Annotated in this window: 12 protein-coding genes and 1 pseudogene; 12 read left to right on the top strand and 1 reads right to left on the bottom strand. The window is 42.3% G+C overall.

The genetic code is table 11. The features are described 5' to 3' along the window. Positions 1-521 precede the first annotated feature (521 nt). The 4 genes and pseudogenes from BLR65_RS23030 to BLR65_RS31080 all read left to right on the top strand — a co-directional run. Positions 522-845, top strand: a pseudogene (locus BLR65_RS23030) (AbgT family transporter); the annotation flags it as partial. Further along, complete coding sequence (locus tag BLR65_RS23025) at positions 808-2001, top strand: M20 metallopeptidase family protein (protein ID WP_169716687.1); 1194 nt, start codon at positions 808-810, stop codon at positions 1999-2001. The pseudogene BLR65_RS23030 and the gene BLR65_RS23025, both read left to right, overlap by 38 nt. A gap of 198 nt (positions 2002-2199) precedes the next feature. After that, positions 2200-3075 (top strand): alpha/beta hydrolase, encoded by an 876-nt coding sequence (locus BLR65_RS23020; RefSeq protein WP_245693000.1) that lies wholly within the window; start codon positions 2200-2202, stop codon positions 3073-3075. Continuing rightward, complete coding sequence (locus BLR65_RS31080) at positions 3044-3181, top strand: alpha/beta hydrolase family protein (RefSeq protein ID WP_245692999.1); 138 nt, start codon at positions 3044-3046, stop codon at positions 3179-3181. The genes BLR65_RS23020 and BLR65_RS31080 overlap by 32 nt, the downstream gene beginning before the upstream one ends. 141 nt (positions 3182-3322) lie before the next feature. On the opposite strand, the gene BLR65_RS23015 is transcribed toward BLR65_RS31080, so the two are convergent. Continuing rightward, complete coding sequence (locus BLR65_RS23015) at positions 3323-4234, bottom strand: LysR family transcriptional regulator (protein WP_245692998.1); 912 nt, start codon at positions 4232-4234, stop codon at positions 3323-3325. Between the two features lie 481 nt (positions 4235-4715). Between BLR65_RS23015 and BLR65_RS23010 the strand changes: the two genes are divergently transcribed. The 8 genes from BLR65_RS23010 (at position 4716) to BLR65_RS22975 (ending at position 15475) form a co-directional block, all read left to right on the top strand. Then, positions 4716-5972, top strand: coding sequence for a lactonase family protein (locus BLR65_RS23010; protein WP_093796508.1), 1257 nt, complete (start codon positions 4716-4718; stop codon positions 5970-5972). A gap of 29 nt (positions 5973-6001) precedes the next feature. Next, on the top strand, positions 6002-7336 hold the full coding sequence (locus BLR65_RS23005; RefSeq protein ID WP_169716686.1) for an MFS transporter: 1335 nt from the start codon (positions 6002-6004) through the stop codon (positions 7334-7336). A gap of 184 nt (positions 7337-7520) precedes the next feature. Then, entirely contained in the window at positions 7521-8576 is a 1056-nt protein-coding gene (locus BLR65_RS23000) for an Ldh family oxidoreductase (protein WP_093796506.1), read from the top strand. Positions 8577-8883: 307 nt separating this feature from the next. Beyond that, complete coding sequence (tdh, locus tag BLR65_RS22995) at positions 8884-9927, top strand: L-threonine 3-dehydrogenase (RefSeq protein WP_093796505.1); 1044 nt, start codon at positions 8884-8886, stop codon at positions 9925-9927. Positions 9928-10166: 239 nt separating this feature from the next. Next, positions 10167-10982, top strand: a complete 816-nt coding sequence (locus tag BLR65_RS22990; protein ID WP_093796504.1) for a sugar phosphate isomerase/epimerase family protein — start codon at positions 10167-10169, stop codon at positions 10980-10982. A 399-nt stretch (positions 10983-11381) separates the two neighbouring features. Beyond that, positions 11382-12458: an isocitrate/isopropylmalate dehydrogenase family protein gene (locus tag BLR65_RS22985; protein WP_093796503.1), complete on the top strand. Its 1077-nt coding sequence runs from the start codon at positions 11382-11384 to the stop codon at positions 12456-12458. Positions 12459-12675: 217 nt separating this feature from the next. Beyond that, positions 12676-13752, top strand: a complete 1077-nt coding sequence (locus BLR65_RS22980) for an isocitrate/isopropylmalate dehydrogenase family protein (RefSeq protein ID WP_093796502.1) — start codon at positions 12676-12678, stop codon at positions 13750-13752. Positions 13753-14071: 319 nt separating this feature from the next. Further along, a complete protein-coding gene (locus tag BLR65_RS22975; RefSeq protein ID WP_093796501.1) occupies positions 14072-15475 on the top strand; it encodes an anion permease in 1404 nt (467 codons plus the stop codon). The last annotated feature ends 349 nt before the right edge of the window (positions 15476-15824 follow it).

Here is a 15824-nt window from a genome sequence, read left to right as displayed (position 1 = left end):
GAGTCGGAGAAACTCACCTTTGCATTCCATATCTGCGTCTATATTCGATACCACTCTGCTGAGGAAAATCCTTACGGAGTTTTTTTTTTTTGCAGCGGGACATTTTTATTTAGTTAACATATTATATATTAGTCTAGAAAGAGAGGGGGGATAAAATGAATTATGTAAAATGTTCAATATGTGGTCATGAACATCATCATGAGTGTCCTAAGTGTCACTGGGAATGTAAATTAAAGTGTGAAAAATGCCCTAAATGTGACCATTGGTTTGAAGATGAATGCGAATGTCCAAAATGTCACAAAAAGTGCAAGCATGATTGGTGTGATTAACTTTCTAAAACGCCCACCTGGGCGTTTTTTCCATTATAGGCTTTAGCCAGTGGAGCACGAGCCTTTTGTGCTCCACAAAAAACCACCCGCTACGCGGTGCGGAAACGAAAGTTATACAAAAAAATCACCTTTCCATTATAATGTGGGTGTTTAAAATAGCAATGAGATTTTCCAGGATATTCACCTCTCGGTGCTCTGGTCTTTTATTCTGTAGGGAGACATCCTTTGGCCGGTCTAGCGGCGGCTATGGCTGGTGTAGGTGGGGGATATTCGGCTAATCTGATTATTGTTGGTATGGATGTTATCCTGGCGGGTCTTAGCACTTCTGCAGCGCAAATCGTTGATAAAAACTTAGTTGTCAGTCCAGTAGATAACTGGTTTTTCATGGTTTGTTCAGTGGTGCTATTGACGGCGATCACAACCATTATTACCGATACAATCAGTAATAAAAATGAAAAATATTACGAGGAGAATTCCAATGTCGAAACCAGTAATTTCTATGCCTGCTATAGGTGAGATGGCAAAAGCTTTGTCAGCTCAAATGACAGAATGGAGGCATGATTTTCATGCTCATCCTGAATTAAAATGGGAGGAAGTACAAACAACTGCTAAAATTGCCAAACTATTACATGAAATGGGATATGAGAAGATTAAAGTTGGTTTTGGCGGTACCCAGTCAGGTGTTGTAGCAGACTTAGATACTGGAAAGCCTGGGAAAGTAGTAGCATTACGTGCTGATATGGACGCACTGCCAATACAGGAAGAAAATGAAATTTCATATAAATCGACTGTTGAAGGCATATCGCATGCATGTGGACATGATGCACATACTGCCGGATTGCTTGGTGCCGCCCAAATTTTAATGCAGCTAAAAAATCAACTTTCCGGAAGCATAAGGTTAATTTTTCAACCTGCTGAAGAAGGCGGCGGTGCAAAAGCAATGATCGCTGAAGGGGTACTTGATGGCGTGGATATGATTGCCGGCGCGCATACTGATTCTACCATCCATACAGGAATAGTCAGGTGCCGGGCAGGTGCGGCGTTAGCATCTTCATCTACCGTATCGATAAAAATTACTGGTGTGGGTGGGCATGGTGCAATGCCGCAAGCTTCCATTGACCCTATTGTGGCCGGAGCAACCATTATTAGTACGCTACAAACAATTGTTAGCCGCGAAATTACACCGTTTGAACCAGCAGTAGTAACAGTTGGACATTTTGAGGCCGGTAAAAGGGCTAATGTTATTCCCAATACTGCAGTAATGGATATTACCGTTCGTACCCTAAGTCCGGAAGTAAATCGTTCTATGAAAGAAAGGATTTACCGTATTGTTAAAGGAATAACGGAAGCTATGCGTTGTACATTTGAGATGACTTATACAGTAATCGCGCCTGTATTAGTAAATGATGCGGTGCAAGCTGATATAATGAAAAATGTGGCTAGTGAATTAGTAGGTGAAAAGAATTTTAAAGAATCACCCCAAAAGATGCCTTCGGAGGATTTTAGTTATTATTTGGAGAAAGTTCCAGGGGTATATTTTGATTTTGGAGTGCGCAATGAAGAAAAAGGAATAACTGAGAGTCAACATCATCCTAAATTTAATGTAGATGATGAATGTTTATGGGTTGACGCAGCTCTGTTGGTTGGCTATGTGGTTAAATCACAAGTATAAAAACTATTGTTTGGGCTTCTAAGGGTCATACTGATAAGTTTAAATGGAAATTGCAAGTGACTTTCATTACGTTTACTGAAGAATGCGGCGCTGACAATAATGATGAAGTAATCAGCTGTGCTCCAAGCCAGCTTCCTGAAGGTTATACAACAAGAAAAAACTAACTGGCAGTATTACTAAAAAAGAAGGGGAACAAAAATGATTCTCAAAAAGTCAATAGGTATTCTAACTATGACAGGGTTATTGATGACCGGCTTAGTCGGCAGCGCTTCAGCCGCAGATCGCAATGCAGACAGTAAAACTCTGGATTTTCCTATTACAAAACCAACAGTCAGGCTTATATCTAATGTCATTTATGAGCAGGTACCCAGCCGGGGTTATGATAATGTGGCAATGGGGATGGATGTGTTAAAGCCGGAGAGAAATGAAAAAATGCCGGCAATCATTTTTGTAACAGGCGGCGGTTTTATCAATGCCAATAAAGACAATTACATACAGCAGCGCATGGATATAGCCAATGCCGGCTATGTAGTAGCAAGTATTACCTACCGTGTTGCGCCGACCGCAACTTTTCCTCAACCGCTTGAAGATGTAAAGGCAGCTATTCGCTACCTTAGGGCACATGCTGACAAATTTAATATCAATCCGGAAAAAATCGGTGTTATGGGTACTTCTGCAGGCGGGTATTTATCTGCTATGGCAGGTACTACCAACGGCACCAAACAATTTGATAAAGGCGAATATTTAAACCAAAGCAGTGATGTACAGGCGGCGGTTGACTTTTATGGTTTATCTGATTTGACAAGAGTTGGTGCAGATTATTCCGAAAAAGTACAGCAAGCGCATAGATCTCCCGGCGCGACAGAAGCGTTGTGGGTAAACGGCAGCCCGGTTTTCGGCGGCCAAGACGGTGGTATTTTAGTTGATCCCGAAAAAGCCAAAGCGGCAAATCCCATAAATTATATCTCAGACAAAACTGCGCCGTTTCTTTTGATGCACGGCGACAAAGGATACTGTCGTATCTCCCAGCCAAACGGAACTTTTGCATCAGGCGCTGATAGCTCACGGCATTGAAACCACCCGTTATATTGTCAAAGGTGCGCAGCATGGCGGTGTTTATTGGAATCAGCCTGAAGTAATGCAAATAGTAGTTGATTTCTTTGATAAACACTTAAAATAATACGAAAAGGGTAAGGAGGTTTGTATCTTTGCTCAGAATGTAGACAAATCCCGCTTTTTGGCTATTCAGCCTAAGGCGGGATTTGTCTACATTCTGAAGGTATCTGAGATTTTATCTCAGATACCTTTTTTATTATACATTCTACATTTGTGAATTAAAAAATGCATCATCAAAATTGGTATTTTTAACAAAAGTTACAAAGGCGCTGACCAATTTTATTTCAAGCATTTCTTGCTGATAAAGCATCCATGTCTTTCGAAACAGTGGTTTTTTATCTTGATCATATAGATACATTTTATATATGTCATTAACGTTACACAAAGAAATGTTTGGCAAAATTGCATAACCCAGACCGTTAATCACCATTTCCTTGCAAATATCAATTTGATCAACAGACATGCTGATGGTAGGTGGTTGTGAAAAATTCTCTTTCCACCAATTTTCAAGGGTAATTCTATTTAAATAATCAGTTCGATAATCGATTCTTGGCAGTTGCGGAAGATTTCTTAGATTAACCTCATTTTTTGAGACAATACAAATCCGTTCTTCGCATAGCTCATATTTCTCGTATTTCCAGACATAGTCTCCGCGGGTAAATCCAACATGAAAATCCTGATTATGCATTAAATTAATGATATTCCGGCTGGGGACTGTAGTGACGTTAAAGTCTACTTTAGGATACTGATTCTGAAAAAGGCTAAGCAGGCGGGGCAGGATATACCGTGAAACGTAAATGGATGCGCCAATGCGCAATGTACCTTTTACCCCATTGCCTAAATTTAAGACATTTTCTTGGACGTTGCGGAGATCTGCCAGTAATCTTTCGGCATTTTTGGCCAAGTAGTCACCTGCGGGAGTAAAATGTATACCCTTACTGCCACGGTATATGAGCTTAGTCTTTAAATATTCCTCAATATGGTGTATGCGGGCAGTAAGTGCCGGTTGCGACAAGAATAGAGATTGAGCTGTTTTAGTAATATTTTTATGTTTATATAATGCAATTATGATAAGCAGATCACGTTCTTCCGTTGCAGAAACCTCCCTCATTAACATAAATCGACTTCGATTGGCTCGAATAAATTATTCTGGTAAAATAGAATATTTCCTGCTTTGTAAGGGTGCAAAATAGTGCGAATTATATGTTATTTAATTTTCTGATGAGGTCTATCACGTATTGATATGAGACAATTGACGGAACATTTGCTAGTATTTAATTGCAAATTATTGCGGCAGATACAGCATGGCAGGAAATGAATATTAGAAATAGACTGTATAATCAAAAAAGTGAAAATTAGGAAGGAGGTGTAAGACATAATTTCCGCTGTTCAGCATGTGCGTATCCCGTTAAAAAAATGTGGAGGTGATTAAGCCCAACAATCCCGGATTTTAGAATCAATATAGAAGATGGGTCTAAATATTAAGCTGAAGGGGAGGTGTCTAAAAAGAGAGAACTATCTGAAATCTTTTTATAGTGATTCTAAAACGGTTAGCTGAAATTTTATATACCATTTGTGGTTAAGGAGGTAACCCGATAATGAAATTATTTGCAGTTTTCGTGCTAATTTTGAGTATATCGTGGTTTGTAAAACCTGCATTTGTGTCAGCAGCCGCACAAATGCAAAGTGAGATAGCCGTGTATACCAGTTTGGGAGAAGAACTTTCCCGTTATGAATTGGATGTGCCTAACGCGACCTTAACGAAAAAAGGATCGATACGATTAGCGGCTAACGTACAGTTCGCCGCATTCCATCCTAACGGACATTACCTGTATGTCGTTTCCAGTAACGCTGGCAATGGCACCCTGGGGGCAGCAGGCAATACACACTTACTGAGTGTGTTCAAAATAGATAAAACCAATGGCGGTCTTCAAGCGTATGGTGAACCGGTTATCCTGCCCGAGCGCCCGATTCATATCACTGTAGATAAATCCGGTAACTATGCCTTAGTGGCCTTTAACCAAAGTGGGACGGTGCGTGTATACCGGATATTGAGAGACGGTGCCATCGGAGAAGAGGTGCCTCAACCCCAAAAACCTGACGGCGGTATATTTACCCATCAGGTAATGGTGACGTCAACGAATAATACTGTGATTGCGCTTGGCAGGGGGAACGAGGCTGTACAATCCAGACCTGCAGATATTGGTAGTCGAACGACCTTTAGTTTTAGCGATGGAGTGCTAACCCAGGTGGATAAAACTTACTATGAACAGGAACTGGGTCCGCGTCATTTAGCTTTTCATCCGACAAAGCCTTGGGTTTATGTTGCTATGGAACGCGGCAGTAAACTGCAGATGCACACGCTTAAAGACGGAATATTGAGCAAAGAACCACTTTATCAGAAAGAAACGTTGAATAATCTTGAATACGTACATAAAGAGCGGCAAAAGGGTGGCGTAGTTAAGATCCATCCGAACGGAAAGTATTTGTATGTTACGAACCGGGCTGACGGCACGATCAAAGAAAATGGACAGGCGGTGATTTGGGCAGGCGGTGAAAATAATATCGCAGTATTTAAACTGGATGAAACAAGCGGTGAGCCTACCCTGATTCAACATATTGACTGTGGAGGAATCGAGGCACGAACTTTCGCCATTGATCCAAGCGGAAAATTGCTTGTTGCCGCAAATCAAAAAACAATGCAGGTAAAGACTGGCGATACCTTAAAAACTGTTCCGGCAAATTTGTCAGTGTTCCGGATTGGCGATGACGGAAAGCTCGCTTTTGTGCGTCAATATGACGTGAATGCTGGCAGTAAATGGCTTTTGTGGATGGATCTAATTGAAATAAAGTAGCTACATAATAATGAATTAGGAGGATGAAGATGAGTACACCTGTTGAGAATACGGTGAAAACTACGGGAGTTGAACCTGGGAATAAAACAGTAACATCATTGTGGCGTGGCAAAAGGTTCTTTATTATGGCTTTATTATTTTTTGCTTCGCTTATTAATTATATTGATCGGGTCAGCATGTCTGTTGCCGCGCCGGTAATTTCTAAAGAATTTGGCTGGGATGCAGGTACTATGGGCATTGTACTGTCGGCTTTTCTGTGGAGCTATGCATTTTGTTTGGTCCCTGTGGGATGGCTTACCGATAAGTTGCGTCCGAGAAAAATAAACGCTCTGGCCGTGGCATTTTGGTCGGTTGCAGCCATGTTGACCGGTATGGCAAACAATTTTGTGACGATGGTGTCATCAAGGCTGGCATTGGGAGCGGGTGAATCGGCAACAATGCCTGCGGGCAGTAAGGTGGTTCGGCAATGGTTTACAATTCAAGAGCGTGGTTTAGCGACTGCGTTGGCTCGCTCAGGGGCTGAAGCAGGTCCGGCTATAGGTATGCCATTGATTGCTTGGTTACTTACCGAAGCGGGCTGGAGGGTAGCTTTTGTCATTACAGGTGCAATTGGGTTTGTATGGTTATTCTTTTGGTTGAAATACTTCCGTAATAATCCGCAAGAATGTGCCTGGGTGTCTGCTGACGAACGCAAATATATCGCTGAAAATACGGATAGCGAAAAAATCGGTGAAGAAAAAGGCGTTAGTATTACCGTTATATTGCAACTGCTTAAACAAAAAACTACGTGGGGATTAGCCCTCTCTCATGGTTGCATTATGTATACTCAATATTTAATACTTACATGGCTGCCGTCCTATCTAATGCAGGTACGACACATGGAGTTAATGAAAGCAAGCTTATTTAGTGCTTTTGCTTTTGTTACCGCCTGGGTTCTAGGTATCGCGGTATGTAAATTAAGTGATACGCTTTTAACGCCGGAAAAAGTATTGCAGGGGCGTCGGCGCATTATGGTTATCACGTTTATGGCATTGTCCAGTATATTCATATTTACAACCATGGTGGACAGTCCAATTGTAATTTTTATCATCATAACTTTGGTGAAAACATTCCTCGCATCTACGATTGGCTTAAATATGACACTTACTAACGACCTCGTTGCGAATCCCGCTGTTGCCGGCAGCGCCTTCGGCATTTTACTCCTCGGGGGTAATCTTTTTGGATCAATGGCACCTGTTGTTACCGGATATATTGTAAAGACAACAGGGAGTTTTGACAGTGCGTTTTTATTGGCCGGGGTGCTTATTATTATTGGTGCGCTTATATCAGCTACTATGACCCGTAAGCCGATTAATATTGAGTAAACGCAAAAGCGGTCGCTCCTCTTGTAATAACAAATTTCTATGGTGGCTATCACTGAACGGTATTGGCTTATTTTTAAAGTAATTGGTATTATTAATTCGCAAAATTAATGAAATATAACAGCAGCAATGTGAAAAGAATCATCTAGATGCAACATAGTTTAATAAAGGAAAAGGAGATAATATTATGCAAGATAGTCCTAAAATTTATGCAGATGATCTAAGAAAATTTGTTACCACTGTATATAAAACACTGGAAGTTCCGGAAGAAGACGCCAAACTGGTTGCGGACAGTTTAGTGCAGGCTGATTTATGGGGACATCAGTCACATGGCGTATTGCGCTTATCCTGGTATGTAGAGCGCTTGCGCCGTGCTGTAATGCATAAGGTTACACAGCCTAAATTCGAAGTGGACGCCGGTGCGATAGCGGTTATTGACGGTCAGGACGGGATTGGCCAGGTGTTGGCGGCTAAAGCGGCGGACGAAGCGGTTAAACGGGCCAAAATTCATGGAATTGGAGCGGTTGCCGTACGCAATTCTAATCATTTTGGTACTTGTATGTATTTTACCCTGATGGCCGCACGGCAAGGGTGTATCGGATTTTTAACGACTAACGGCGGACCGGCCATTGCTCCCTGGGGCGGGATGAAAAAAATCATAGGCACTAATCCGTGGTCAATTGCGGCACCGGCAGGAAAGCATGCGCCCATGGTACTTGATATTGCGAATACGGCTGTGGCTAGGGGGAAAATTTATTTAGCTCGGAATAAACATGAAAAAATTCCCCTTGGTTGGGCGTTAACAGCTGACGGTGAACCGACAACAGACCCGCAAGCAGCTATTGATGGCATAATAGCGCCGATGGCCGGACATAAAGGTTATGCAATTGGTGTCATGATGGATGTTCTGGCTGGTGCAATGTCTGGAAGTAAATGGGGGCCGAAGGTAAATGGGCCTTACCATTACGATAAAAAAAGTGGCGCCGGGCATTTTATGATCGCAATGAATATAGAAGCGTTCCGCCCGTTGGCAGCATTTAATGCTGATATTGAAGAAATGATTGCCACGATTAAATCGGTGCCGCTTGCCAAAGGCAACGAAGAAGTATTCTACCCCGGTGAATTGGAAGCGCGTAATGATGTGAAAAATCGCCAGGCCGGTTTATTCTTTCCTGCGGATACGATTGCTGATTTGCAGAAAGTTGCCGGTGAACTCGGCTTGGAATCGGAATTGCCTTTTTAAATTACAGGAGAAGTCATGGTAAAACTATGAGTAAGTAACGCCTTACACGTTGCTATGGTAAAATTCGCGGACTTCCTTTGAGCCGTTATGATGTAATTTTCAGCGGTGCGATTATACGCTGTCATGAAAAAAAGCTATTGGGTATCATGAAAAATTGCTATTATACCTAAGAGCCAATTATTGTTATGCTTTTTAGTAGGTGAGCGGCACCAGTGAGAAACAACCGGCTGTCGAGGGCTACGGTGCGCCGCTTTAGCAATAAGTAATATTGTCCTGAGGCTATGATAACAAACGAAGGATGGGAGATATGACTGAATATATGAAGGGAATTGTAAAAGACAAACCAGAACCGGGTGCAACTTGGCGCGAGGATTTACCAATACCGGCAATTAAAGATAACGAATTGTTGATAAAGGTAAAGGCTGCAGCCATCTGTGGTACCGATATGCATATTTATCCATGGACCGCTTGGGCACAGCAACGATTAAGATTACCTATGGTTTTTGGTCATGAATTTGCCGGCGAAGTTGTAGCCGTGGGGTCTACGGTAAGAAGTTTTAAAGTGGGAGACCGGGTAGCAGGTGAAACCCATATACCTTGCAACAAGTGTTATCAGTGCCAGACGGGTAATCAGCATAATTGTAATGATATGAAAATTATTGGTGTTCACACGGAAGGCTGTTTTGCGGATTATATTGCAATTCCTGTGGATTGCGCCTGGCGGTTGGATGATAGTTTAAGTTTTGAAATAGGGGCAATGCTTGAGCCAATGGGGGTTGCCGTGCATGGGGTTTTAGCAGGTGATATTGGTGGCAAATCGATAGCCATTTATGGCTGCGGGCCGATTGGCCTAATGGGAGTCGGTGTAGCTGCCGCTTGCGGTGCATCCAAAATATTTGCCATTGACGTATTTGATCAGAAACTGGAAGTTGCCAAGCAAATGGGGGCCGATGTAACATTAAATTCCAGGAATGACAATGTAATTGATAAAATATTACAGGCTACAGAAGGGCAAGGCGTGGATATTACTGTGGATTTCACAGGAAACGGTAATGCCATTAAAGAGGGATTTGCAATTCTTCGCAAAGGCGGCCGGGTTACACTGGTTGGATTGCCTAATGAGCCTGTAGCCTTAAATTTGACAGATGATATTATTTATAAAGAAGCTACCGTGCAGGGGGTAACTGGCAGACTTATGTATAAAACCTGGTGGCAATGTAATGAACTTCTTAAGTCGGGCAAAATCGATCTTAGCCCCGTAATTGGCGGGAAATACGCTCTAAAAGATTATGATCAAGCGTTTTCCGCATTGAAAGAGGGCGCTACTGGAAAGATGCTGCTCATTCCGTAAGAATTTATTAGGGTAACCGTTGCCTTTATATAATGATGCTATTCCTATAGCCATACTGGTATATTGTGCATGAACTTAGCAGCCTATTTACAGTCCAACTGTTTGTACCAGTGGATAATCAGGCATAATTTTACTCAATAATTTTGATTGATATGAGCCTGTAGCACTTAACCCAGTGCAGAATTTAATTGTGCCCCCAAAAAAGAGGTCTAACAGCGAAGGCCAAAGGAGTGATTTATATGAAATTGGCATATCCGGTAGGGACACCTGAAGCGAGGGGGAAGATGCTGGCGTATCAGGGAGAATTTGCAGATATATGTAGCACCTTAAAAAGTATCGGATATTCAGGTGTGGAGCTATTTGTGCGTAGCCCGCAGGAAATGGATGTAAGTCGAGTTTCACGGGCTATAGAGAAACAGAATCTTGAAGTGGCTGCGATTGGTACAGGGCCGCTAGTCGGAGAGGATAAGCTCACGTTTACTGCGCTGGATGAGAGCCGAAGAAGGGCCGCAATCGATAGAACCAAAGTAGTAATTGATTTTGCCGCGCTGTTTGGAACGCAAGTTATTATTGGAAAACTTAGAGGCGATTTGCAGGCAGGCAACGTGGAAATATCAAAAAAATGGATGAAAGAGGCTTTTCTTGAGGTAGGGGCTTATGCACATACCAGGAATGTAAAAATCACCATTGAACCGCAGAGCCGTCTTGCGGTTAATAATTTAAACACAGCCGAACAAGCCGTGGAGTGGATTAATGAGTTAAAGCTGCCCAATCTATATGTCATGCTTGATTCTTATCACATGAATATTGAAGAAACGTCAATGGCTGCCGGTATACTAGCGGCAAAAGGCCATAACATTCATATGCATTTGGCTGATGACAATCGCGGAATACCTGGTACAGGCCAGATTGATTTTCACGATTTAGTGCGGAGGTTAAGAGCTATTCAGTATCGGTATTATCTATCACTGGAAATTAATCAGTTTCCGGATAGTTTTAAAGCTGCTCAGGCTTCGTTCGAGTATCTATACCCCATAATTACGGAGAAGCGGTAAACAGATTAAACTGAGTATCATTGGCCATTTCGGAGGAAAGCTTATCCTCGCTAAAGAGCTTTAAGCTTGAGTAGCAAGAAAAGGTAGCATGTCTATCCATTTAAAGCATAAAAATAACGGGTACACCGGGTTAAGAAGATTTGGACGAGTAACTTCCTAATTATCAGGAAGTCACTCGTCTTTTGTCGTATAGAAGTCGATACTATTAGCCAGAAGGGCAGGCACGTTTTCTAGCAGGGATTGTTGGAGAAGATTACAAAATCGATATTGCTATCATGAAAAATTTGTATGGGATAGCATGAAAATCATCTATTATACTTATTTTCTAATCCGGTTTATATTTAATTTATTGAGAGTTATCTAGTAAAATTTAGCAACATACAGAAAGGAAAGTGAATTATGAAAACGTATAAGCTTGGCGTACTCTACGGAGACGGAATTGGTCCAGAAATTGTGAAATCTACGGTGGACGTGTTTGTGGCTGCGGAAAATCACGTAGGCAATGTTAAATTTGATTATGTTGAATTGCCGATGGGATGGGAAGGTATAAAAAAATATAATGATCCGGTGCCAGAGATTACTAAAAAGGAATTAAAGGCCTGCGACGGATGGTTATTCGGGCCTCATGATTCGGCCGCATATCCGCCGGAACATTTAGCCAAACTCAATCCCAGCGGCGAAATGAGACATTACTTTGATTTATATTCAAATGTTCGGCCTAATAAGGCGATACCGGGAGCTAAAAGCCTGGTGGGAAATGATGTAGACATGGTTATTTTCCGCGAGAACACAGAAGGGTTTTATCCAGACCGAAATATGTATAAGGGCATCGGCGAATTTATGGCTAGTCCTGACGTGGCAATTGTTGCCGGATTGTTCACGAAAAAGGCTGCTGAGAGGATTGCCCATTCCGCCTTTCGTTTAGCGATGAAGCGCCGTAAAAAAGTGACCATAGTCCATAAGGCTAATGTTATTAAATTAGGCTATGGCTTGTTTAGAGATACTTGCCGGGAAGTTGGTAAATTATATCCGGAAGTGCAAGTGGATGATTACCATATTGATGCCATGACGGCACATCTTGTGAGGAGAGCCAAAGATTTTGACGTAATTGTTACGACAAATATGTTTGGTGATATTCTCTCTGACTTGGTAGGGGAACTAACAGGCAGCTTGGGTTTGGCGCCGTCAATAAATACTAACGATCATCAGGCCATGGCGCAGGCGGCGCATGGATCAGCACCCGATATAGCAGGTAAGAACATTTCCAATCCTGTAGGTATGCTGTTATCAGGGGTAATGCTTTTAGATTGGATGGCAGAAAGACACAATGATCCGGCCCTCGAAAAGATGGCTCGTATAGCGGAAAACGCGATTATGAAGACACTGGCCAATGGAATTTGCACGCCTGACTTAGGTGGCAGTGCATCTACTACCGGTTTTACAGAATCGATTGTTGAGAGAGTAAAACAACTTTGATTTATCATTTATTTTTTTAGCTTACTAGCATTATAAGTAGTCTAGCAGCCTGAGGGTTGTTAGGCTATTTTTTTTATTTCTATTGAATTTTATGAATAATTTAAATATGAAATTTTGTTATGGCAGGGCATGAAAAACTACTATTATACTTATTGCTCATAAGGGATTATAGTGTAATTATCAAGCAATTCAGTAAACACAGAAAGGAAAGTTAATTATGAAAACGTATAAACTTGGCGTACTCTATGGAGATGGAATTGGTCCAGAAATTGTGAAATCTACGGTAGACGTGTTTGTGGCTGCGGAAAATCATGTAGGCAATGTTAATTTTGATTATGTTGAATTGCCAATGGGATGGCAAGGTATAAAAAAATATAATGATCCGGTGCCAGAGATTACTAAAAAGGAATTAAAGACCTGTGACGGATGGTTATTCGGGCCTCATGATTCGGCCGCATATCCGCCGGAACATTTAGCAAAACTCAATCCCAGCGGCGAAATGAGACATTACTTTGATTTATATTCAAATGTTCGGCCTAATAAGGCGATACCGGGAGCTAAAAGCCTGGTGGGAAATGATGTAGACATGGTTATTTTCCGCGAGAACACAGAAGGGTTTTATCCAGACCGAAATATGTATAAGGGCATCGGCGAATTTATGGCTAGTCCTGACGTAGCAATTGTTGCCGGATTGTTCACGAAAAAGGCCGCTGAGAGGATTGCCCATTCCGCCTTTCGTTTAGCGATGAAACGCCGTAAAAAAGTGACCATAGTCCATAAGGCTAATGTTATTAAATTAGGCTATGGCTTGTTTAGAGATACATGCCGGGAAGTTGGTAAATTATATCCGGAAGTGCAAGTCGATGATTACCATATTGATGCAATGACGGCACATCTTGTAAGAAGAGCCAAAGATTTTGACGTAATTGTTACGACAAATATGTTTGGTGATATTCTCTCTGACTTGGTAGGGGAACTAACAGGCAGCTTGGGGTTGGCGCCGTCAATAAATACTAACGATCATCAGGCCATGGCACAGGCGGCGCATGGATCAGCACCCGATATAGCAGGTAAGAACATTTCCAATCCTGTAGGTATGCTGTTATCAGGGGTAATGCTTTTAGATTGGATGGCAGAAAGACACAATGATCCGGCCCTCGAAAAGATGGCTCGTACAGCGGAAAACGCGATTATGAAGACACTGGCCAATGGAATTTGCACGCCTGACTTAGGTGGCAGTGCATCTACTACCGGTTTTACAGAAGCGATTGTTGAAAAAATAAAGCAATATTAGCATTAAGTGGCTAAGGTCTGGGGCGGGGATTTATACCTGGCTTTAGCCACATATGAATACTTGTTTGCGTTTGTGGGTGACGGACTAAAGTCAATATTGAGTATTTTTGTTTCCGGCCTCGTTTGGCCCACATATCTACGTTGTAGTTGACGCTTTTAGTGTGCCGGCAGTTATAGCCTTAGGCGCTGATACCTTTTACTTAGTTCCACAATTCCTGCTACTTATTTGGGGTTGGGGTTGCTGGGGCTTGAAATAGGGGAACATGTCAGACATCAACTAGGCATTAACAAGTAATTTTACAATGGGGTGAGGAGATCGTATGAGCAAAAAATGGATTAAATTCTTACTATGTATCTTAGTGGGAGCGGTAATATGGTTTTTGCCAATTCCCGCCGGTATTAAAGTACCGGCTTGGCACCTCATGGCAATTTTTGTAGCAACTATACTAGCCTTTATCCTTCAACCGTTTTCTATAGGTATTGTTACGTTTATTGCCCTTACTGTTTCAGCATTGACAGGCGTTCTTAAACCAGGGGAAGCATTAAATGGCTTTAGCAGTGGTGTTGTTTGGCTAATTGTTTCTGCCTTCCTGTTTTCACGAGGATTTATAAAATCAGGACTTGGACGCAGGATTGCTTATGTACTAATGAAAAGATTCGGTGACAGTTCTCTGAAGTTGGGCTATACGCTGGCAATTAGTAATTTAATTATTAGTCCAGCTATTCCTTCAAACACTGCCCGGGCAGGCGGCATCATGTTTCCTATTGTGCGTAGTTTGGCCGGGGTATTTGGTTCAGAGCCAGGTTCTACGGCAAGAAAGATAGGGGCGTATTTAGTACAGACAGTTTATCAGGCCGATAATGTGGCATGCGCAATCACCATGACGGCTATGGCAGGAAACTTATTAATGGTCACCTTTGCTGCTAAAACAGTAAATATTACGCTTACGTGGGGGATGTGGGCGGCCGCGGCTATTATTCCGGGATTAATATCTATAGCGGTTATACCGTATTTTTTATACAAATATTATCCGCCTGAATTAAAGAAAACTCCGGAAGCCAAGGAGGTAGCTGCAAAAGAACTGGATAAAATGGGCGCAATGACCCTGCAGGAGAAAATTTTGACCGCGGTATTTATTGGCGCCATTATTGGCTGGGGTACATCACAGTTTACCGGTTTTGACGCAACAATAGTTGCCATGGCTGCCGTGTGTATTATGATGTTGTCTGGAATTATTAGTTGGGATGATGTTATCACTGAAAAAGGTGCATGGGATGCCATGATTTGGATGGGCGGTATCTTTGGATTAGCAGATAATTTGGCTAAACTCGGGCTTTTCAGCGTATTTGCTCAGTCGGTAAGTTCCGCGTTGACCGGGGTGTCTTGGGTAGCCGCTTTAATCACGGTATTTTTGATCTACATTTATTCTACCTACGGATTTGCCAGTGGAGTTGCGCATATCACATCAATGTATCCTGCTTTCTTGGCGGTAGCGATAACAACCGGGGCGCCGCCTTATTTGGCGGCACTGCTTCTCGCCTTTGGTTCCGGTCTATACCAAGGTCTTACGCATTATGCATCCGGGCCGTCGGCGATATTCTTTGGCGGCGGCTATATCGACCAGGGAACTTGGTGGCGACTTGGCTTTATGGTATTGCTAGTTAACCTGCTTATCTGGGGAACTATTGGCCCGGTCTGGTGGAAAGTTATGGGACTTTGGTAATAACGATAAATATGAGAGTTTAGATGATAAGTAGGCTCTCGGAAACTTAGTACCATATAGTAGGATTTTGAGGGTATTGAGTAGCAAAATCAGAAGTAAATTAGCAAAAACAAGGGATGAGGAAAGGATACGTAAAAAGAGAGCATAGCAAGCAGACCTAGCCAAATCCTAAAAAAACTAGGCCCAAGGTGTAGAAGTGTAGAGTTAAACGCTTAAGAACTAAGAAATTGCAGGAAAGACTTCCGCCGACCACTCCAAAATGAGGGGACGCATATTGATGGCAAGGTGTTTTATCCAGGCATCCATATGTGAACACATGGCAGTGGAATAAGCCCGGAAATACCAATTG

This window comes from Sporomusa acidovorans, from assembly GCF_900101845.1.
Lineage (GTDB): Bacteria > Bacillota > Negativicutes > Sporomusales > Sporomusaceae > Sporomusa > Sporomusa acidovorans.
Note: the sequence above shows the minus strand (reverse complement) of the source record. Positions and strands in the feature narration are given on the sequence as shown.